The sequence below is a fragment of the Promicromonospora aerolata genome, assembly GCF_042682255.1.
Lineage (GTDB): Bacteria > Actinomycetota > Actinomycetes > Actinomycetales > Cellulomonadaceae > Promicromonospora > Promicromonospora aerolata.
Window position 1 is genome coordinate 882,280 of sequence record NZ_JBHUHF010000001.1, and the last position, 19,721, is coordinate 902,000.

The window sequence follows — 19,721 nt, forward strand, 5'->3', positions numbered from 1 at the left end:
CCTGCGCGAGGAGCCTGGCGCGACTTGTGCACCCCCGTTCCGTATGACCGAGATACGACCGAGAAGAAGGATCACTGACCTCATGCGCACCGCCGAGATCCGCAAGCGTTGGCTCGACTACTTCGAAGCTCAGGGTCATGCGGTGGTGCCGTCTGCGTCGCTGATCTCCCCGGACCCGTCGACGCTGTTCACCATCGCCGGCATGGTCCCGTTCATCCCGTACATGACGGCGCAGCAGACGCCGCCGTGGAAGCGCGCCACGAGCGTGCAGAAGTGCGTGCGCACGCTCGACATCGAGGACGTCGGCAAGACGACGCGCCACGGCACCTTCTTCCAGATGAACGGCAACTTCTCGTTCGGGGACTACTTCAAGGCCGACGCCATCCGCATGGCCTGGGACTTCCTGACCGGCTCGCTGGACGACGGCAAGCTCGGCATCGACCCCGACAAGCTGTGGGTCACCGTCTACTACGAGGACGACGAGGCCCGGCAGCTCTGGAAGGACATCGTCGGGCTGCCCGACGAGCGCATCCAGGGCCTCGGCAAGAAGGACAACTACTGGTCCACGGGCCAGCCGGGCCCGGCCGGCCCGTGCTCGGAGATCTTCTACGACCGCGGCGCCGCCTACGGTCCCGACGGCGGTCCGCTGATCGACGAGGGTGGTGACCGCTTCGTCGAGATCTGGAACCTCGTGTTCATGCAGTACGAGATCGACGAGGTGAAGTCCAAGGAGGAGTTCCGGATCCTCGGGGAGCTCGAGAACAAGAACATCGACACCGGCATGGGTCTCGAGCGGGTTGCCTTCCTGCTGCAGGGCAAGGACAACATGTACGAGATCGACGAGGTGTTCCCCGTCATCGAGGCCGCCGAGAAGCTCAGCGGCAAGAAGTACGGCGACAACCGCGAGGACGACGTGCGCATGCGTGTCGTCGCCGACCACGTCCGCTCGTCCCTGATGATCATCGGCGACGGCGTGCGCCCCTCCAACGAGGGCCGCGGCTACGTGCTGCGCCGGCTGCTGCGCCGCTCCGTGCGTGCGATGCGCCTGCTCGGCGTGGACGGGCTCGCCCTGACGACGCTGCTGCCGGTCTCCAAGGACGCCATGGCCCCGTCGTACCCGGAGCTCGCCACTCACTTCGACCAGATCTCCGCCGTGGCCTATGCCGAGGAGGACGCCTTCCGCCGCACGCTGGTCTCCGGCACCACGATCCTGGACAACGCCGTGACGAACCTGAAGCAGCGCGCGGCCGACCAGGGCGGTACCGGTGACCGCGGCCTGGTGCTGCCGGGCGAGGCCGCCTTCCAGCTGCACGACACGTACGGCTTCCCGATCGACCTCACCCTCGAGATGGCCGCAGAGCAGGGCGTGCAGGTCGACGAGCACGCCTTCCGCTCGCTGATGCAGGAGCAGCGTTCGCGCGCCCGTGCCGACGCCCTCGCCAAGCGCACCGGCGGGGCCGACGTCGCCGCCTACGAGGCGCTGGAGAAGGAGCTGACGGCTCCGCCGGAGTTCCTCGGCTACACGCAGACGGACGCCACCGTGCGCGTGACCGGCCTGCTGAGCGGCGGGGTGCCCGCCCCGGCGGTCACCGCCCCGGCCGAGGTCGAGGTCATCCTGGACCGCACCCCGTTCTACGCCGAGGCCGGTGGCCAGCTCGCCGACCACGGCACCATCGTGCTCGACGCCGGCGCGACCATCGAGGTGGACGACGTCCAGCGCCCCATCAAGGGCCTGAGCGTGCACCGCGGTCGGCTCGTCGAGGGCACCGTGGCCGTGGGCGACCCGGGCACGGCGCAGATCGACACTGCCCGGCGCAAGGCCATCAGCCGCGCGCACTCGGCCACGCACATGATCCACAAGGCGCTGCACGAGCTCGTCGGTCCCGACCGTACGCAGGCCGGTTCGGAGAACGCCCCGAGCCGCATCCGGTTCGACTTCCGCTCGCCGTCGGCCGTGCCGTCGTCGGCCCTGTCGGAGATCGAGGAGCGGGTGAACGTGCGTCTCGCCGACAACCTCGAGGTGACCGACCAGCTCATGCCGATCGCCCAGGCCCGTGAGGCCGGCGCCATGGCGCTGTTCGGCGAGAAGTACGGCGACGTCGTGCGGGTGGTCTCGATCGGCGACGACTGGTCGCGCGAGCTGTGTGCCGGCACGCACGTCAAGCAGACGGGACAGCTCGGCCGCGTGACGCTGCTGGGCGAGTCGTCGATCGGTTCCGGTGTGCGTCGCGTCGACGCCCTCGTGGGCGACGGCGCCTACGGCTTCCAGGCCAAGGAGCACGCCCTCGTCGGCCAGCTCACGGGGCTGCTGAACACGCGGGCCGAGGAGCTCCCCGACCGCGTGGGCTCGCTGGTGTCGCGGCTCAAGGAGGCCGAGAAGGAGCTGGCGGCGGTGCGTCAGGGCCAGCTGCTGGCCGCCGCGGGCAAGCTCGCCGCCGAGGCTCCCCGCGTGGGCGACGTCCGCGTCGTGGCGCACGACGCCGGAGAGGTCCAGGCCGACGACCTGCGGGCCCTGGTGCTCGACGTGCGCTCGCGCCTCGGCGAGGCGGAGCCCGTGGTGGCCGCGGCCGGCGGTGTGTCGGGCGGTCGTCCCGTCGTGGTGGTCGTGACCAACGCCGCCGCGCGCGACGCGGGCCACAAGGCCGGCGACCTGGTCCGCACGGCGGCCCAGACGCTCGGCGGCGGTGGCGGCGGCAAGCCGGACATGGCCCAGGGTGGTGGCACCGACCCGGCCCGGCTGGGCGAGGCGCTGGCGGGCATCGCCGAGAGCGTGCGCCTGGCCGCCGTCGGCGCCTGACGCCCGTGACCGACGCATCCTTCGCAGCGGCCGACGCCGAGGCCGGGCTCCCTCGCGGAGCCCGGCTCGGGGTCGACGTCGGCATGGCCCGGATCGGGCTCGCCGCCAGCGACCCCGACGGTCTGGTCGCCACCCCGGTGGAGACGGTGCCGCGCGTGCCGGCCGCCTCCGGGCAAAGGGGCAAGGGCGGCCGGCAGGGCGGCAGAGGGGGTCGGCAGCAGGGCGGGCAGGCCGCCCTGCACGCGTCCGGGACCAGCGCCGACGTGGCGCGGATCGTCGCGGAGGTGACGGAGCGCTTCGCCGTCGTCGTCTACGTGGGGCTGCCCCGGCACCTGTCCGGCAAGGAGGGCGCCGCGACGGCGGACGCACGAGGTTTCGCGGGCCGTCTGGTCGCCGCGCTGGCCGCTGCGGGCGAGGACGCGGAGGTCAGGCTCGTGGACGAGCGGATGACCACCGTCTCGGCCCATCAGGCGCTCCACGCGGCGGGCCGGAAAAGTAAGAAGCACAGGTCCGTGATTGATCAGGCCGCAGCCGTTATCATTCTGCAATCTGCACTCGACGCGGAGCGGGCGAAGGGGGAGCGCGCCGGCGAGCTCGTCGAGGCGCGGACGGTGCACGACACGCACGACTGACCCCAGTGCCCCCCCAACGAAGGACAGTGAGTCTCCGGTGACGGACCTCTTCACGGCGCCCCCGCGTAGCCAGGCAGACCCCGCGTTCCCTGAACCGAGATCCAGCAGGCGGGCCCAGCGCCGCCGACGACGCGGCCGGAACGGGCGCTCGTTCATCGTGCTCCTGGTCGCCCTCGTGCTGGTCGGCGGGTCGGGCTACGCGGTCTGGACGAACCTGGACTGGCTGACCGGCCTGACGAACCCGCTCGAGTCCAAGGACTTCTCGGGCCCCGGTGGCGACCCGATCGTCGTCGAGATCCCCGAGGGCGCTACCGGCACCGCCATGGGTGAGACGCTCTACGAGGCCGGCGTCGTCGCCAGCGTGTCGGCGTTCACGACGGCCTTCGAGGCCAACCCGGACTCGGTACTGATCCGGCCCGGCACCCACGCCATGCTCGAGGAGATGCCCGCCCGGGACGCGGTCGCGCTGCTGGTCAAGAACGACACCGTGGACCTGCAGCTCACCATTCCCGAGGGCTACACGGTCGAGCAGATCGTCGACCGTGCCGTGCAGGTCACCGGCCTGCCGGCCAAGGACTTCACGGCCGCTCTGAAGGACCCGTCCGCGATCGGCCTGCCGAAGCAGGCCGGCGGCAAGGCCGAGGGCTGGCTGTACGCCGACACCTACATGGTGAAGCCGAACGACACCGCCGAGGACCTGCTGTCGCGGATGGTCGACCGCACCGACCAGCTGCTGGGGAAGAAGGACGTCCCCGCGGGCGACCGGCAGGACGTGCTGACCAAGGCGTCGCTCGTGGAGCGCGAGGGCCTGCACGCCGCGGACAAGCCCAAGATCGCGCGGGCGATCGAGAACCGGCTGGCCGACGACACGTTCCTCGAGATCGACGCGGCCGTCGCGTACGGGGCCGACAAGCCCGGCACCGAGCTGACGCGGGACGACCTCAACGACGCGAAGAACCGGTACAACACGTACGAGCACACGGGTCTGCCGCCGGGCCCGATCGCCAACCCGGGCGAGGTGGCGATCGACGCGGTGCTCAACCCGACGCCGGGCGAATGGAAGTTCTGGGTCACGGTCAACCTCGACACGGGGGAGACGAAGTTCGCCGAGGACTTCGAGGAGCACCAGCTGAACGTCGCGGAGCTGCGTGCGTGGCAGGACGCGAACGAATGAACGGGCAGGTCGGACGGGTTCCTGCCGCTGCTGCGCGCTGAATCCCGGGAGTTGGCCGGGAATGTACCGATCGGGGTAGCGTTCGCGGCACCCGGGCTGTGATGTGATCGTGACATCGGACCACGATGCCGCGCGCCCGGTCGGTGACCAGCGTGGATCGACCAGAGATCCAGGCAGTGCAGAGGATGGAGCGAGCGTGACCGAGGCCCTGCCCGGAGTGAATTATCAGGGGCCACCGCGGCACGCCAGCGGCTCTCGCGGGCGACGAGGAGAGCGGGACGTGCACACCAGCCGGCGCGACAGGCGGTCGAGGCGCTCCAGGCGCCCGCTGGTCCTCGCGGTGGTGGCCGTCCTGCTGGTCCTCGGCGCCCTGGGCGGCTGGACGGTGCTGAACGACGGTTATCTCTTCGGCCTCCGCACGCCGCTGGCCGCCGCCGACTACGAGGGCACGGGCGGGGAGCCGGTCGTCGTCGAGGTCCCGCAGGGCAGCGGGCGCACGATCGGCGTGGCGCTCGCGGAGCAGGACGTGGTGGCCAGCGCCGACGCGTTCGTGCGCGCGTTCAACGCCAACCCGGACGCCGCGGCGATCCAGCCCGGGACCCGCGAGATGAAGCTGCACATGAGTGCCGCGGCCGCCGTCGAGCTGCTGGCGCAGAACAACGTGGACCGGAGCGGCCTGACGATCGTCGAGGGCCACACGGTGGCGCAGGTCCAGCAGACGATGGTCGACCAGGGCTGGCCCCAGGAGGACGTCGAGGCGGCCCTGGCGGACCCGAAGGCGCTGGGCCTGCCCGCGGAGGCGGGTGGGGAGCTGGAGGGCTGGCTGGCGGCCAACACCTACGAGGCAAAGCCGGACGACACGAGCGCGGTGGACGTGCTCAAGGACGCGGTCGCCATGACGGTGAGCGAGCTCGACGAGCTGGACGTGCCGGCGGACCAGCGCAACGAGGTCATCATCAAGGCGTCCCTGGTCGAGCGCGAGGCGCCGGACGAGTACCGGGGCGAGGTCGCCCGGGTGATCGAGAACCGGCTCGAGATCGACGAGCCGCTCGGCCTGGACGCGATCGACTCGTACGGCCGCGGGAAGCCGTCGCACGAGATCACCACGGAGGAGTTCCAGGACGAGTCGTTCCCCTACGCCTCGCGGGTGGTCCCGGGCCTGCCGCCGACCGCCATCGGCGCGCCGAGCAAGGCGTCGGTCGAAGCCGTCCTGAACCCGCCGGAAGGGCCCTGGCGGTGGTACGTGACGGTGAACCTGGACTCGCAGGAGACGAAGTTCACCGACAGCTACGACGAGTTCCTCGTCTTCAAGGACGAGTACCAGGCCTGGGCAGCGGAGAACGGCTACTGATCATGCACACCACGACCATGCGTCGCGCCGCGGTGCTCGGCCACCCCGTCGCCCACTCCCTGTCCCCGGTGCTGCACACCGCGGCGTACCACGCGCTGGGGCTGGACGGGTGGGAGTACGGCGTCCACGACGTCACGGAGGACACCCTGCCGGGCTTCCTGCGGGGTCTGGACCCGGACTGGGCCGGGCTCAGCCTGACCATGCCCCTCAAGCACGCGATCATCCCGTTGCTGGACCACGTGGAGCCCCTCGCCGAGGCCGTGGGTGCGGTGAACACGGTGCTGTTCGCCACGGTCCGCGGCCGGGTTGTCGCCACCGGCACCAACACCGACGTGCACGGCATCGTCGCTGCACTGCGGGAGGGCCTCGGTACCCGCCGGGTCTCGGACGCCGCGGTCCTGGGCGGCGGTGCCACCGCGGCGTCGGCCCTCGCGGCGGTCGCCGAGCTCGGGTGCCCCTCGCCGCGGGTCTTCGTCCGGTCCCTGGACCGGATCGGCCCGCTGCGCGAGGCGGTGGCGCGGATGGGGGTCAGCCCGTCGTTCGAGGTGTTCGACGAGCAGGCGACGACGTCGGCCCTGGCGACCGCGGACGCCGTCGTCTCCACGACGCCGAAGTACGCGGCGGACACCTGGGCCCCCCTGCTGACGACCCTGTCGACGGGCGCGGGGGAGAAACCCCGCGGTGTGCTGCTGGACGTGGTCTACGACCCGCGTCCCACGGTCCTGCAGTCCGCGTGGACCGCCCTGGGGGCCGACGCCGTGGGCGGCGAGCGCATGCTGCTGCACCAGGCCGCCGAGCAGGTGCGGCTGATGACGGGGCGCCCGGCGCCGCTGGGTGCGATGGACGAGGCGTTGCGGGCAGCGCTCGGCTGACGCCGTCCTGTGGACACCGGGCGCCGGGTGCGGGACACGCGTGAAACAATCGCGCCATGCTGCGTTGGTTGACATCGGGTGAGTCGCACGGTCCAGCCCTGGTGGGGGTGATGGAGGGTCTGCCCGCTGGGGTGGAGCTGACCACGTCGGACATTCAAGGCGCGCTCGCGCGCCGGCGCCTCGGCTACGGCCGCGGGGCGCGGATGAAGTTCGAGCAGGACCAGGTGCGGGTGCTCGGTGGTCTGCGCCACGGGATCACGCAGGGCGGCCCGCTCGCGATCGAGATCGCCAACACCGAGTGGCCCAAGTGGACCGACGTCATGTCGGCCGACCCGGTGCCGCCGGAGGCGCTCCTGGTCGACGCCGGGACGGGTGACGAGCGCGAGGTGGCCCGCAACCGGCCCCTGACGCGCCCCCGGCCGGGACACGCCGACCTGGTAGGCATGCGCAAGTACGGCTTCGAGGACGCCCGCCCGGTGCTGGAGCGGGCCTCGGCGCGCGAGACGGCGGCCCGGGTCGCGCTCGGCGTGGCCGCGGCGAAGTTTCTCGAGCAGGCCCTCGGCATCCGCCTGGTCTCCCACGTGGTTGCCATCGGCGAGGCGGCGGCGCCCGACGACGCCGCCCTGCCCGCCCCCGACGACGTGGCCGCCCTCGACGCCGACCCGGTGCGCTGCTTCGACGCCGCGTCGTCGAAGCTCATGGTCGAGGAGATCGACCTGGCCAAGAAGGACGGCGACACCCTCGGTGGCGTCGTCGAGGTGCTCGCCTACGGCGTGCCGTCCGGCCTCGGCACCTACGTGCAGGGCGACCGCAGGCTCGACGCACGCCTCGCCGCCGCGCTCATGGGCATCCAGGCGATCAAGGGCGTCGAGGTCGGCGACGGCTTCCGCACCGCGCGTCGACGTGGCACCGCCGCCCACGACGAGATCGTGCGCGACGCCGGGGCGGAGGGCGCCGGGCCGGGCAGGATCCACCGCACCACCAACCGCGCCGGTGGCATCGAGGGCGGCATGTCGAACGGCGAGATCGTGCGCGTGCGCGCCGCGATGAAGCCGATCTCGACGGTGCCCCGCGCCCTGCCGACCGTGGACGTCGCCACCGGTGAGCCCGTCGTGGCGCACCACCAGCGGTCCGACGTCTGCGCGGTGCCGCCCGCCGCCGTCGTCGCCGAGGCGATGGTCGCGCTCACGCTGGCGGAGGCCGCGTGCGAGAAGTTCGGCGGCGACTCCGTGGTCGAGGTGCGCCGCAACGTCGAGTCCTACCTCGCCGCCATCCCGGAGCTGCTGCAGTGACGGCCGCGACCCGCCGCGGGCCCGTCGCGGTCATGATCGGGCCGCCCGGGTCGGGCAAGTCCAAGGTGGGCCGCATCCTCGCGGCCGGCCTGGGCGTCACCGTCCGGGACACCGACGCGGACATCGAGGCGGCCGCGGGCAAGCCCGTCAGCGAGATCTTCGTGGACGACGGCGAGCCCCGGTTCCGCGAGCTCGAGCGCGAGGCGGTGCTGGCTGCCCTCGCCGAGCACGACGGCGTGCTGTCCCTCGGGGGCGGCGCGATCATGAACCCCGTGACGCAGGACGCGCTGGAGCAGTACGCGGCAGGCGGTGGCCACGTCGTGTTCCTCGACGTGCCGCTGGCGATCGCGGCGCAGCGCGTCGGCATGAACCAGGCGCGGCCGCTGCTGCTGGGCAACCCCCGCGCGCAGTGGCAGAAGCTGATGACCGAGCGGCGACCCACCTACGAGCGCCTCGCCACGCTGACCATCGTGTCGAGCGAGCGGCCCGGCGAGCAGGTGGCCGCCGAGATCATGGAGGCCCTGGGCCTCGACCTGGAGGTCCCCGAGCTGGTGGACCCCAAGCGGACGGAAAGTACGAAGGAGAGCACCACGTGAGCACCGACAGCGCCCCCGCACGGATCACCGTGCGGGGAGACGCGCCCTACGACGTCGTCATCGGCCGCCACCTGCTGGGGGAGCTGCCGTCCCTGGTGGGCGTGGCCCGCAAGGTCATGGTGATCCACCCGGCCACCCTGTCGGCGACGGCGGACACCATCGCGGAGGACCTCAAGGCGTCGGGCTACGAGGCGTTCGTGGCCGAGGTGCCCGACGCCGAGGAGGCCAAGACGCCCCAGGTCGCGGCGTTCCTGTGGGGCCTGCTGGGCCAGCTCGACTTCACGCGCTCGGACGCGATCGTCGGCGTCGGCGGAGGCGCCACCACGGACCTTGCCGGGTTCGTCGCCGCCACCTGGCTGCGGGGGATCCGCGTCGTCCACGTACCGACCACGCTGCTCGCGATGGTCGACGCCGCCGTGGGCGGCAAGACCGGTATCAACACGTCCGAGGGCAAGAACCTCGTCGGTGCGTTCCACCCGCCGGCCGGTGTGCTGTGCGACCTCGCGGCGCTCGGCTCGCTCGACAAGTGGGACCTCGTGGCAGGGCTGGCCGAGGTCGTCAAGACGGGCTTCATCGCCGACCCGGTGATCCTGGACGTGGTCGAGGCCCACGTCGACGAGCTGCGCAACTGGGCCGGCCAGGATGCGTCCGATGAGACCTGGGCCGTCGTGGCCGAGCTCGTCGAGCGGTCTGTCCGCGTCAAGGCTCAGGTGGTGGGCGAGGACCTCAAGGAGGCCGGCCTGCGCGAGATCCTGAACTACGGGCACACGCTGGGCCACGCGATCGAGCTGGCCGAGCGGTACCAGTGGCGCCACGGCGCCGCCGTCAGCGTCGGCATGGTCTTCGCCGCAGAGCTTGCCCGGATGGCGGGCAAGCTGCCCGACGACGTCGCCGACCGGCACCGCGCCCTGCTGTCCTCGCTCGGGCTCCCGGTGCACTACCGGGGCGACCGTTGGGACCAGCTGCTGGCCGCGATGCGCCGCGACAAGAAGACGCGCGGGGACCTGCTGCGGTTCGTGGTGCTGGACGACGTGGCCAAGCCGGTCCGCCTGGAGGGCCCCGACCCGACGCTCCTGGCCGCCGCCTACGCGGAGGTCTCGAAGGAGCCCCCGGCCAAGGGCCCGGGCACCCCGGTGACGCTGACGCTGGGCTGAGCCGGTCCGCGCGCAGCGGGTGGGGCATTCCGCCCAGCCGGTTGTCAGCGGGTGCCGGAGATCGCGGTGACCGGTCCGCTGACCTCGACGGAGATCGGCACGTCGGTGCGCTCGAGGGCCGTGGCGATGTCGTGGCCGACGTCCTCAAGGGTCTGACCGGCGGGGAGCTCCAGGATGGTGAGCCGGAGACCGGAGCCGTCGTTCTCGGGGCCGCCGGTCGTGACCTGGACGCCGGGCACGAGGCCGGGCCGCATCGCTTTCAGCACGAGATCCTGCAGCTCGCCGGTACGGAACGCGGCCGACTGGACGACGACCTCCACGTCCGCGGGAGCGGCGTCGATCTGCGCTCGAAGCGTTGCGCTCGGCTCGCTGAACCAGGTGATCGTGACGGTGGCGCGGTCCGCGGAGATCGCCACGGAACCAAAGTTCGGGTCGTTCCGTACCGCGGTCTGGAGGCTCTCGATCCACTCCGCCGTCGTGGCGTCGATCGCTGCGTGACCGAGTTCCTCCGCGTCCAGGCCCTCCCGGAGCTCCGGGACGCGGACATGCCCGGTCGGGACCGTCCCGTCCGGGACAAGAAGACGCTCCGGCTGCACCAACGGAAAGGGCTGCAGCGGTGCGGCTCCGCCCCACGGCGTGGTGTCGTTCGCCGTCGCTGCGAACACGGCTCCTGCCGTGCCGACACCGACGACGGCAACCGTCGCGATCGCGAGCAGCACGGTGCGCCGACCACGCCGCTTCCTCCGTGGCGCCGACTCGCTGGGGATGCCGTCCGGGCTGCTCACCGCTTCATTCTCGACAGGGCGTGCGCCCCGGCGCAACCACCGGCCAGGGAGTCGCCTGGGTGATCTTGTCCCGCTACTCCCACAGGCCCCGCCCGATCAGGAGGTCCTTCAGGAGGTCGGCGCGGTCGGTGACCAGGCCGTCCACGCCCTCGTCGATGAGCCGGTCCATCTCGTCCGGGTCGTCGATGGTCCAGACGTGCACCTTCTTGCCGAGGGCGTGCGCGGCGTCGATCGAGGCGATGTCCACGACGGTGACGGCGCCCTCGCCCACCGGGACCTGCAGCGCGTCGACGTCGCGCAGCGCCCGCCGGGCGAGCGGCCGCACGTGGAGCCGCACGCCGGCGAGGAAGGCCGCGATCTCCTTGCGGCCCGCGGACGTCGTCACCGGACGGGACAGCTTCGCGAGCGTGGCGCGGCGCCGCGCGACGTCGAAGGAGGTGACGCACACGCGGTCCCACGACGCGGTCTTCTCGATGGCCCGGGCGACCGGACCCACGCTGGAGTTGTGCTTGACGTCCACGTTCACCCGCAGGCCGGGCCAGCCGCCCAGCACGTCCTCCAGCAGCGGGACGGGCTCGACACCGCCGATGCGGGCCTCGCTGACCTCGGACCACGGCAGCTCCGCCACGAGACCGGTGCCGTCGGTGGTGCGGTCCAGCGACTCGTCGTGCAGCGCGACGGCCACGCCGTCGGCCGTGCCGTGCGCGTCCGTCTCGACGTAGCGGTAGCCGAGGTCGACGGCGGCGCCGAACGCCGCCAGCGAGTTCTCCAGGCCCTCGGTGCCGGCCGAAGCGTGTGCGAATCCGCGGTGGGCGAGGGCTTGGAACGGCCCCTCGAAGTAGGTCACTGGCTGTCCCTCGGGTCTCGGTCCTGCGTCATGAAAGCTGTGGCGTGAAAGTTGCGTCGCGTGTACTGCGTCGTGCGTACCGGCTGGTGGGTGCTACGTGGCGTCACGAGCACCGACGACGGCGCCGACCCGGCTGTTCGTCCATTCCAGCATGCGCCCGAGGTAGGCCTCGCGCGGCCCGCCGGCCGACAGCGTGAGGTCGTGGATCCCGCCCGGGACGACCAGCTCGGTGACGTCGTGCCCGAGACACGGTACGAGCGCGGCCATCTGCCGCACGTCGAGCACGGTGTCCTGCGCGTCCAGCAGCGGGTTGTCGAGCATGTCGGGGCCGGACGAGTCGGACCGGGCGAGCAGCACCGGGCACGCGATGTCCAGGCCGGCGGCGACGCGCGCCTGGCCGCGCCGCACGGCGACGAACCACCCGACCCGGCTGGGCAGGCCCTCGGGGCGCTTGAGCGTGGTGTCGAAGTCCCAGCGTCCGCCGTTGGCGACGAGCAGGTGCTCGGCGTACCGGGACGGGCCGTCGCTGACGACGGCGGTCGCAGCGAGGTGGCCGACCGTGTCCAGCACCCGCGTCCCGAAGGTGCGCTTCCAGTGCGGGGCGTGCAGGTCGAGGAACGGTGAGTCGAGCACCAGCACGTCGGGTCCGGCGTCGGCGCCCGCGGCGTTCCGGTGGGCGTGCGCCCACAGCGACGCGGTGAGCCCGCCCGTGGAGTGCGCGTGCACGACGAGCGGCAGGCCCGGCTCCAGCGCTCGGACGGTCCGGGCGGCAGCGGCGATGTCGGTGGCCTGCTCGCGCAGGTCCAGCACGAAGTGCGGGATCTGGTCGCTCTGCAACGACCGTCCCGCCGCCCGCAGGTCGACGGCGTAGAACGCGTAGCCGGCCGCCGCGAAGGCACGGGCCAGGTGCTCCTGGAAGAAGTAGTCGTTGTAGCCGTGCACGTGGATGACGGCGGCGCGGGCCGGGGGAGCGTCGGCCGGGTGCGGGTACCGCACGAGCGTCGCGGGCCCGAGCGGGGCCTCCAGGAACGGTTCGCCGAGCAGGTGGTCGGTGCGCCAGTGGAGCGTGACCTGCGGCGACTCGGGCAGGGGCGGTACAGGCACGAGTGGATCGTAGCCCGGTCGGGTCGGGTCGTGCGGCACGACGAGCCGGTCAGTCCTTGATGTCGGCGGGCGGTGCTCCGTCGTCGGACGGGGGCGGTCCGCCGGCAGGCGGAGGCGGATTCGCCGGACCACTGGGCCTGCTGCGGAAGAGCATCGCGAACACGGGGAAGAATGCGACGCCGAACGCGATGCCGAGGGCGACGTTGCCGAGGGCGGAGCCCAGGGCGACGCCCACGCCCAGCGCGACGGCGATGCCCGCGCCCCAGTTCCAGGTCGCGGTCGACGAGGCGCCGCCGCCGTGACGGTCCGGTTCCTCGTTCGCCGGGTCTCCATGGTTGGCCATGTCCTCACGCTAGGCGGAAGGCCTCGGCATGACCTCCCCCGAGAGGCGGAACTTCGAGCGTGCGCCGTCCCGACCGGCTCACGGCGCTCGCGTGCAGGACAGGTCCGACGGCGGCGCGGTGTCGGCCGCCTGGTGCCATTCCTGGACGGTCAGGTCCCGGCCGGCGGTCGCGCAGGCCGCCTCCAGCAGGCCGTCGGCGCTGGTGTCGCGGCGGACCACCCGGCGGTTGTCGGGGCTGCTCCCGATCACGAGGAGCCGGCCGGGTGTGGCGGCGAGCATGGGGCTGTCACGCGGCGCCCGTCGGGGCGATCTCGGCGGAGGCCCACGGGCCGCCCGCGACCTTCGCCTCGCCGCGCAGGCGCCCGCTGCCCGGGTCCACGACGCGGACCGATCCGTCGGGTGAACGGCTCGTCCGTCGCAGGGTCGCAGGGTCGTAGGGTCGTAGGACAGGAATGTGATGTCGCAGGACATCGGAATGGCCTGAACCTACGAATCGTAGGTTCAGGCCATTCGTCATTTCCGGGTAGGGCCGGGTGGTCGGCCGGTGCCCTGGTAGATCCGGGTCGGGTCGAGTGTGAGGTCGCGGAGGATTTCACCGGTGGCTGCGTTGATGATCCGGATGTCGAGGTCCTGGACCAAGGCCAGGACGTAGGTTCGGGCGTAGGTCTTGCCGATCCCGATCCGGTAGAGCGTGCCGTTGTGGCGCAGGGTGATGGTTCCGGCGGTCGAGACGCGGTCGTGGCGGACGCGGTCGTGGGTATCGGTGGTGCGGTCGGTGTTCGGGGTCGCCTTCGGGCGGGCCTGGTAGGCGGTGGCCGGGGTCTGGCGGTGCGGCAGTGACCGGTGTGGGCGCCGGTGGTTGTACTCGTCGACGAAGGTGTCGATCAGTGTTTGCAGCTCTGTGGTCGTCGTCGGCTGGATCGGCTGGGCGCGGAGCCATTTCTTCATGGTCTGCTGGAAGCGTTCGACCTTGCCCTGGGTGGTGGGGTGGTTCGGGCGGCCGTTCTTCTGGACGATGTTCAGGCGGCGTAGCTCGTGCTGGAGGTGGTTGCGTCCACCGCGGCCGCCGGCGTAGCGGACGGTGTAGACCATGCCGTTGTCGGTCAGCACCGAAGCGGGGTGTCCGTGCTGCTCACAGGCCTTGCGGAACGTGTGCAGCACGACGGGTGCGGTGACGCGCTGGTGAGCGCTGGCGTGCAGCACGTAGCGGGAGTGGTCGTCCAGCCAGGTGATGATCTCGGCGTCGGTGCCGGGAGTGCCGTCGGGTCGGGTGAGCCGGTAGTGGGTGAAGTCGGACTGCCAGGTCTCGTTCGGCTGGTCGGCCTGGAATCGGAGGTAGGAGGACCGGGGGCGTTTCCTGGGTTCGGGGGTGATGGTGCCTTCGCGGGTCAGGATCCGGTGGACGGTGGCCCGGGAGACGGTGGTCTGGTGGTGGTGGGTCAGGTGCCACACGATCGTGTCGGCGCCGGCGTCCAGGCCCTGCTCGGTCAGACGCTTGCGTAGTCGCAGGATCTGTTCCACGACAGCAGGTGGGGTCGCGTTCGGTGTGGTGTGCGGGCGGCGAGACCGGGTCTCGAAGGCGGCGTCACCCTCGGCCGCGTAGCGGGCCATGAGTCGTGAGACCCAGCCCTGCGAGACGCCGTAGCGGCGGGCGGTCTCGGACTGCGACGAACCGGCCAGCACGGCCGTGATCACGAGCTTCCTGATGGACATGACCGGGGTGTACCGGCCGCGGGATGCCGATGTCTTGAGACACGCCTATTCCGATGACCCGAGACACCCCATTCCGATGTCCTGAGATCACACAGTCGTAGGACAGGAACACGTCATGACCAGGCACCGGACCCCCTCCACCCCCGGGCGCCCGATGCTAGACGGCGGTCGGTGGGAGATCAATCACCACGAGCGGGCTGCTGCCGTGGCGGCCGGGCGTCGGTGCCGTCGAGCGGGCCGGCGGGCCGGGTCGGCAGCTCGCGCAGCGGTCGCAACGGGCTGAGCAGGACCAGGAAGCACGCCAGGCAGTGGGTCGCGGCCATGAGGAGGATGGTCTCCCGCACTCCGAGGGCTCCGCCGAGCCAGCCCGCGGCGAGCCCCGCGAGCGGCATGGTGCCGAAGTTGACCATCTGCATGGTGGTCGTGACGCGCCCCATGATCTCGGGCGGGACGTACCGCTGACGCCAGGCGCCCCGGATCACGTTGCCCGCGACGATGAACAGCCCCGCGAGGAAGCTGCCCAGCACCGGTACGGCGACGCCCCACCCCGGGCTGCCGAGGCCCACCAGCAGGGCGACCGGGCCGGAGCACAGCAGCAGGATGGTCGAGGCCCGTCCGTTGCCGAAGCGGCGGCTGAGCCAGGTGGCCATGACGGCGCCGGGGAGGCCGCCGCACGCGGCCAGGGCGAAGGTCAGGCCGACCTGGGCAGGAGCGAGGCCCAGGTCCCGGACCAGGTGGAGCACGAAGAGCGTCGTGTACCCGGTGAGCCCGAAGTTCGACAGGCCGCCGATCAGCACGAACCACGGCAGGTAGCGGTCGCGGCGCACGTACGCGACGCCCTCGCGGATCCGCGCCCACAACGGTTCGCCCGCCGCGCCGGCGCGGTCCGGCGCCGGCGGGGCGTACGCCGGTTTGATCCGCCACAGGCAGACGGCCGAGACGAGGAACGTCACCGCGTCGACCAGGAGGCCGAGGGCGGCCGAGAGCCACTGTGCCAGCAGGCCGCCGGCGCCCGGCCCGACGAGCTGCATCGCCGACTCCGTGCCGAACAGGCGGGCGTTCGCCGGTTCGAGCTGTTCCGGCGCCACCACCTGGGGCAGGAAGACCACGTAGGCGGTGCGGAAGAAGACGGTGCAGGTCCCGTTCAGCAGGGCGGCCACCACGAGGTGGGTCAGGGTGAGCCGGTCGAGAGCCCAGGCGGCGGGTACCGAGGCCAGGGCCGCCGCGGCGACGACGTCGGCGGCGATCATGACCCGCTTGGCGGGGAGCCGGTCCACCCAGGCGCCCGCGGGCAGACCGATCACCAGCCACGGCAGCCAGGCCGCGGCCGTGATGAGCCCCATCCACAGCGGCCCGGCGTCCAGGGAGACGACGGCGAGCAGCGGCAGCAGGGCGGACGTCATGGTGTTGCCGAGCACGCTCACGCCCTCGCCCAGCCACAGGAGCGAGAACGAGCGGTTACGGGACAGCGGGGCGGCGGGGGCCCGGCCCGCGTCGTCGGTGGCGGCCGGTGCGCTGCCGGCGGGCGCACTCATGGCTGCGCCGGGAAGCCGCGGGCGAACAGGAAGACCGACTCGCGCTCGCGGTCGTCGGCGGGCACGTCGCGGTGCCGCCACCGGTCCACGACGTCGAGCAGCTCCTGGTTGACCTGTCGCAGCTCGTCCGGGGTGAGACGCAGCCAGCCCTGGGCGGCGAACGCGGCGGCTTCCCACTCGTCGGCGCTCTGCGCGACCTCCAGCCACTCGTAGGCACGCTCGGTCTGCTGGGCGAGCACGAACTTCTCGGCGGCGACGGCGGTCCGCGTCGAGGCCAGGTCCTGCGCCACGTCCGTGCGCGACCACGAGACGCGGCCAGGAGTGATGCGCCACCAGCGCTCCCGTCTGTCGCGCGCGAGCTCCGCCGCTTCCTGGACGAGCCCGGCGTCGGCCAGGACCTTCATGTGGTGGCTGATGCTGCCGACCGCCTGCCCGATCCGCTCGGCGAGGTCGGAGGCGGTGCCGGGCCCGTCGACCGTGAGGCTGTCGAGCAGGCGTGAGCGGGTGGGGTGGGCGAGCGCGGCGAGTGCCTTGGCCTCGGTGAGCCTGCGTACGTCGGGGGTGGGCATGGCCACGACCCTAGTTCCACAAGAGAAGTTGTACAAGAGGGCTTGTACATTTGCTCGGTGGGCGGAGCCACATGACAAGATGTCCGGCATGCGCAATATCGGCCGGACAGTGCAGTCGTCGATCTACCGCGACGGGGTGTACGGCCACCGGCCGACCGTCCCCACCAGCCCCGACGCGCTCGCCACCGCCGCCAGGCGCCGGATGACCCGCGCCGGCTGGTCCTACGTCGCCGGTGGTGCGGGCGCCCAGCGCACCGTCGACGCCAACCGCGAGGCCTTCGGCCGGTACCGGACCGTCCCGCGCCAGCTCGTCGACGTCGGCGAGCGTTCCCTGGCCACCACCCTGCTCGGTCGGGACCTGCCGGCGCCCGTGCTGTTCGCCCCCGTTGGCGCGCTGGAGCTCGCCGTGCAGCACCGGCGCGGCGGCCGCGCTGCCGCCCCCCGCCACGCCGAGCCGGCCCTCGCCCACGCCGCCCGTGGCCTCGGCCTGCCCGTTGTCATCTCCTCCCAGGCCTCCACCCCGATGGAGGAAACCGCCGCGATCCTCGGCGACGGCCCCCGCTGGTTCCAGCTCTACTGGTCGTCCGACGACGCCCTGGTCGAGTCGTTCGTCGCCCGCGCCGAGGCGTCCGGCTGCGAGGCCATCGTCGTCACCCTCGACACCCACGTGCTCGGCTGGCGCACGATGGACCTCGACCTCGGCTACCTGCCGTTCGCCCGCGCCGAGGGCATCGCCCAGTACCTCAGCGACCCCGTGTTCCAGCAGCTGGTCGAGGCCCGGGTCGGCGCCGCCGCGTCGTCGAGCCCCCGACCCGCACCGGCCCGGCCCACGGTCGCCGCCGTCCGCTCGCTGCTGTCCATGGCCAGGCACCACCCCGGACCCACGCTGCGCAACCTCACCCAGCCGTACGCGCGCGCCGCCGTCGAGACCTTCCTCGACGTCTTCTCCCGCTCCACCCTCACCTGGGCCGACCTCGCCTGGCTGCGCGAGCGCACCACCCTGCCCCTGGTCGTCAAGGGGGTCCAGCACCCCGACGACGCCCGCGCGGCCCTCGACCACGGTGCCGACGGCATCATCGTGTCCAACCACGGCGGCCGCCAGATCGACAACGCCGTCGCGTCCCTCGACACCCTGGCCCCCGTGGTCGATGCCGTCCGCGCCCGCACAGGCACCGACCCGGCGGCGCCACCCGTCCCCGTCCTGTTCGACTCCGGCATCCGCACCGGCGCCGACGTCTTCACCGCCCTCGCCCTCGGCGCCGACGCCGTGCTCCTGGGCCGGCCCTGGGTCTACGGCCTCGCCCTCGCCGGAGCCGACGGCGTGCGCGCCGTCACCGAGCACGTCCTCGCCGAGCTCGACCTCACCATGGCGCTCGCGGGCGTCGCCGACGTGCGGCAGGTCGGACGGCACAACCTGGCCCTCTGACCGGCGCCGCGAACCGGCCCGGCCGGCCCGCCCCACGGCGTCGGGTCGGTATGAGATCGTGACCGGTCCAGCACCCACGATTCACGCGACGCGGGCAGACTGCGGCCATGACCGACGCCCCCCGCCGACCTGAACCGCCGGAAACCGGCTCGACGAGCGCCCCGGCACCCCCGCGGACCGGCCTCGAGCTCCGGGACGGTGTGCGGATCCCACGCCGCCAGGTCTACTCCTGGGCGCTCTGGGACTGGGGGACGCAGCCGTTCAACACGGTGATCCTCACGTTCGTGTTCACGGCCAGCTACCTGATCTCCGAGTCGTTCCTGGACCCGAGCGTCGCGTCCCTCGACGACGACGACCCGCTGCGGGTCCGCGCGCTGGCCGAGCTGACCAGCGGCCTCGGGCTGTGGACCACGCTCGCCGGTGTGCTCGTCGCGCTGGTCGCCCCCGTGCTGGGCCAGCGGGCCGACGCGTCCGGCCGCCGCAAGGCATGGCTCGGCGGCGCCACCGGCGGCATGGTGCTGTGCATGCTCGCGCTGTGGTTCGTCGAGGCGGACCCCGCCTACTTCGTGTTCGGCGCGATAGTCATCGGGCTCGGCAGCGTGCTCAGCGAGATCGCGGGCGTGAACTACAACGCCATGATGGTCTCCGTCGCCACGCCCAGGACCGTCGGCAAGGTCTCCGGACTCGGCTGGGGCCTCGGCTACATGGGCGGCATCCTCATGCTGCTGCTCGTCGTGATCGCCAACGGCGCCGGCTGGTGGGGCATGCCCACCGACAACGGCCTCGCCTACCGCGTCATAGCGGTCGGCTGCGCGGTCTGGGCCGTGGCGTTCGTCTGGCCGATCTTCGCCTTCGTACCCGAGCTGCCGCCCACCAAGGGCCGGGCCAAGGTCGGCTTCTTCGCCAGCTACGCGGTCCTCTACCGCGACATCCTCGGCCTGTGGCGCACCGCCCGGCGCACCTTCTGGTTCCTCCTGGCCAGCGCCGTGTTCCGCGACGGCCTCAGCGGCGTCTTCGCCTTCGGCGCCATCATCGGCAGCGTGAGCTTCGGGTTCAGCCCCGACCAGGTCATCATCTTCGGCATCGCAGCCAACCTCGTGGCCGGAGTCAGCACCATCCTCATCGGCCGGGCCGACGATCGCTTCGGACCCCGCTCGGTCATCCTCAGCACGCTCAGCGTGATCGTCGTCGCCGGGCTCGCCGTCGTCTTCCTGCGCGACCTCGGCCCCGTCGTCTACTGGGTCGGTGGACTGGTCCTGTCCGCGTGCGTCGGCCCCGCGCAGGCCGCCTCCCGCTCCTACCTCGCCCGCGTGACCCCCGCGGGCAAGGAGTCCGAGATCTTCGGCCTCTACGCGACCACCGGCCGTGCGACGTCCTGGATGTCGCACGGGCTCTGGACCATCCTCATCGCCGTGACGGGAGCGACGATCTGGGGCACCCTCGGCATCATCGCCGTGGTCCTCCTCGGCCTCGTCCTGATGTGGTTCGTCCAGGAAGCACCAGTAGCCGACGCGTGACCGCCGGCGTGCAC

The 19,721-nt window shown here is 72.3% G+C and carries 18 protein-coding genes; 10 read left to right on the forward strand and 8 right to left on the reverse strand.

From position 1 onward, the window contains the following. Positions 1–82 precede the first annotated feature (82 nt). The 8 genes from alaS to aroB all read left to right on the forward strand — a co-directional run bounded on the left by alaS (position 83) and on the right by aroB (position 9,868). Positions 83–2,797 (forward strand): alanine--tRNA ligase, encoded by a 2,715-nt coding sequence (gene alaS / locus ACFSL2_RS03980; RefSeq protein WP_377196597.1) that lies wholly within the window; start codon positions 83–85, stop codon positions 2,795–2,797. Positions 2,798–2,880: 83 nt separating this feature from the next. Next, complete coding sequence (gene ruvX / locus ACFSL2_RS03985; protein ID WP_377200761.1) at positions 2,881–3,429, forward strand: Holliday junction resolvase RuvX; 549 nt, start codon at positions 2,881–2,883, stop codon at positions 3,427–3,429. Between the two features lie 37 nt (positions 3,430–3,466). Continuing rightward, on the forward strand, positions 3,467–4,603 hold the full coding sequence (mltG, locus tag ACFSL2_RS03990) for an endolytic transglycosylase MltG (RefSeq protein WP_377196598.1): 1,137 nt from the start codon (positions 3,467–3,469) through the stop codon (positions 4,601–4,603). A 280-nt stretch (positions 4,604–4,883) separates the two neighbouring features. Further along, complete coding sequence (locus ACFSL2_RS03995; RefSeq protein ID WP_377196599.1) at positions 4,884–5,954, forward strand: endolytic transglycosylase MltG; 1,071 nt, start codon at positions 4,884–4,886, stop codon at positions 5,952–5,954. Between the two features lie 2 nt (positions 5,955–5,956). Next, entirely contained in the window at positions 5,957–6,826 is an 870-nt protein-coding gene (locus tag ACFSL2_RS04000; protein WP_377196600.1) for a shikimate dehydrogenase, read from the forward strand. Positions 6,827–6,882: 56 nt separating this feature from the next. After that, on the forward strand, positions 6,883–8,118 hold the full coding sequence (aroC, locus tag ACFSL2_RS04005) for a chorismate synthase (RefSeq protein WP_377196601.1): 1,236 nt from the start codon (positions 6,883–6,885) through the stop codon (positions 8,116–8,118). Beyond that, positions 8,115–8,714 (forward strand): shikimate kinase, encoded by a 600-nt coding sequence (locus ACFSL2_RS04010; RefSeq protein ID WP_377196602.1) that lies wholly within the window; start codon positions 8,115–8,117, stop codon positions 8,712–8,714. Before aroC ends, ACFSL2_RS04010 begins: the two co-directional genes overlap by 4 nt. Next, on the forward strand, positions 8,711–9,868 hold the full coding sequence (gene aroB, locus ACFSL2_RS04015) for a 3-dehydroquinate synthase (RefSeq protein WP_377196603.1): 1,158 nt from the start codon (positions 8,711–8,713) through the stop codon (positions 9,866–9,868). The genes ACFSL2_RS04010 and aroB overlap by 4 nt, the downstream gene beginning before the upstream one ends. A 44-nt stretch (positions 9,869–9,912) precedes the next feature. On the opposite strand, the gene ACFSL2_RS04020 is transcribed toward aroB, so the two are convergent. The 8 genes from ACFSL2_RS04020 to ACFSL2_RS04055 form a co-directional block, all read right to left on the reverse strand. Beyond that, positions 9,913–10,653: a hypothetical protein gene (locus ACFSL2_RS04020; protein WP_377196604.1), complete on the reverse strand. Its 741-nt coding sequence runs from the start codon at positions 10,651–10,653 to the stop codon at positions 9,913–9,915. A gap of 73 nt (positions 10,654–10,726) precedes the next feature. After that, positions 10,727–11,500, reverse strand: coding sequence for a glycerophosphodiester phosphodiesterase (locus ACFSL2_RS04025; RefSeq protein WP_377196605.1), 774 nt, complete (start codon positions 11,498–11,500; stop codon positions 10,727–10,729). Between the two features lie 93 nt (positions 11,501–11,593). Beyond that, the gene (locus ACFSL2_RS04030) at positions 11,594–12,604 is read right to left on the reverse strand and encodes an alpha/beta hydrolase (protein WP_377196606.1); all 1,011 of its coding nucleotides are present in this window, start codon (positions 12,602–12,604) and stop codon (positions 11,594–11,596) included. A 49-nt stretch (positions 12,605–12,653) separates the two neighbouring features. Then, positions 12,654–12,947, reverse strand: coding sequence for a glycine zipper domain-containing protein (locus tag ACFSL2_RS04035; RefSeq protein WP_377196607.1), 294 nt, complete (start codon positions 12,945–12,947; stop codon positions 12,654–12,656). A 78-nt stretch (positions 12,948–13,025) separates the two neighbouring features. Then, a complete protein-coding gene (locus ACFSL2_RS04040; protein ID WP_377196608.1) occupies positions 13,026–13,226 on the reverse strand; it encodes a hypothetical protein in 201 nt (66 codons plus the stop codon). A 234-nt stretch (positions 13,227–13,460) separates the two neighbouring features. Further along, positions 13,461–14,660 carry an IS481 family transposase gene (locus ACFSL2_RS04045; RefSeq protein WP_377196447.1) on the reverse strand — a complete coding sequence of 400 codons (1,200 nt, stop codon included), beginning with the start codon at positions 14,658–14,660 and terminating at the stop codon, positions 13,461–13,463. 179 nt (positions 14,661–14,839) lie between these two features. Then, positions 14,840–16,195: an MFS transporter gene (locus ACFSL2_RS04050; RefSeq protein ID WP_377196609.1), complete on the reverse strand. Its 1,356-nt coding sequence runs from the start codon at positions 16,193–16,195 to the stop codon at positions 14,840–14,842. Further along, the gene (locus tag ACFSL2_RS04055; RefSeq protein ID WP_377196610.1) at positions 16,192–16,764 is read right to left on the reverse strand and encodes an ArsR/SmtB family transcription factor; all 573 of its coding nucleotides are present in this window, start codon (positions 16,762–16,764) and stop codon (positions 16,192–16,194) included. Before ACFSL2_RS04055 ends, ACFSL2_RS04050 begins: the two co-directional genes overlap by 4 nt. A gap of 88 nt (positions 16,765–16,852) precedes the next feature. Between ACFSL2_RS04055 and ACFSL2_RS04060 the strand changes: the two genes are divergently transcribed. Next, the gene (locus ACFSL2_RS04060; RefSeq protein ID WP_377196611.1) at positions 16,853–18,190 is read left to right on the forward strand and encodes an alpha-hydroxy-acid oxidizing protein; all 1,338 of its coding nucleotides are present in this window, start codon (positions 16,853–16,855) and stop codon (positions 18,188–18,190) included. Positions 18,191–18,297: 107 nt separating this feature from the next. Beyond that, positions 18,298–19,707, forward strand: a complete 1,410-nt coding sequence (locus ACFSL2_RS04065; protein WP_377196612.1) for an MFS transporter — start codon at positions 18,298–18,300, stop codon at positions 19,705–19,707. Positions 19,708–19,721: the final 14 nt, after the last annotated feature.

Bases quoted from the DNA above. Each gene is read 5' to 3' on its own strand.
- alaS (WP_377196597.1), top strand. From the start codon at position 83: ATGCGCACCGCCGAGATCCGCAAGCGTTGGCTCGACTACTTCGAAGCT.
- ruvX (WP_377200761.1), top strand. From the start codon at position 2,881: ATGGCCCGGATCGGGCTCGCCGCCAGCGACCCCGACGGTCTGGTCGCC.
- ACFSL2_RS04000 (WP_377196600.1), top strand. From the start codon at position 5,957: ATGCACACCACGACCATGCGTCGCGCCGCGGTGCTCGGCCACCCCGTC.
- aroC (WP_377196601.1), top strand. From the start codon at position 6,883: ATGCTGCGTTGGTTGACATCGGGTGAGTCGCACGGTCCAGCCCTGGTG.
- ACFSL2_RS04035 (WP_377196607.1), bottom strand. From the start codon at position 12,947: ATGGCCAACCATGGAGACCCGGCGAACGAGGAACCGGACCGTCACGGC.
- ACFSL2_RS04040 (WP_377196608.1), bottom strand. From the start codon at position 13,226: ATGCTCGCCGCCACACCCGGCCGGCTCCTCGTGATCGGGAGCAGCCCC.
- ACFSL2_RS04045 (WP_377196447.1), bottom strand. From the start codon at position 14,660: ATGTCCATCAGGAAGCTCGTGATCACGGCCGTGCTGGCCGGTTCGTCG.
- ACFSL2_RS04050 (WP_377196609.1), bottom strand. From the start codon at position 16,195: ATGAGTGCGCCCGCCGGCAGCGCACCGGCCGCCACCGACGACGCGGGC.
- ACFSL2_RS04055 (WP_377196610.1), bottom strand. From the start codon at position 16,764: ATGCCCACCCCCGACGTACGCAGGCTCACCGAGGCCAAGGCACTCGCC.
- ACFSL2_RS04060 (WP_377196611.1), top strand. From the start codon at position 16,853: ATGCGCAATATCGGCCGGACAGTGCAGTCGTCGATCTACCGCGACGGG.
- ACFSL2_RS04065 (WP_377196612.1), top strand. From the start codon at position 18,298: ATGACCGACGCCCCCCGCCGACCTGAACCGCCGGAAACCGGCTCGACG.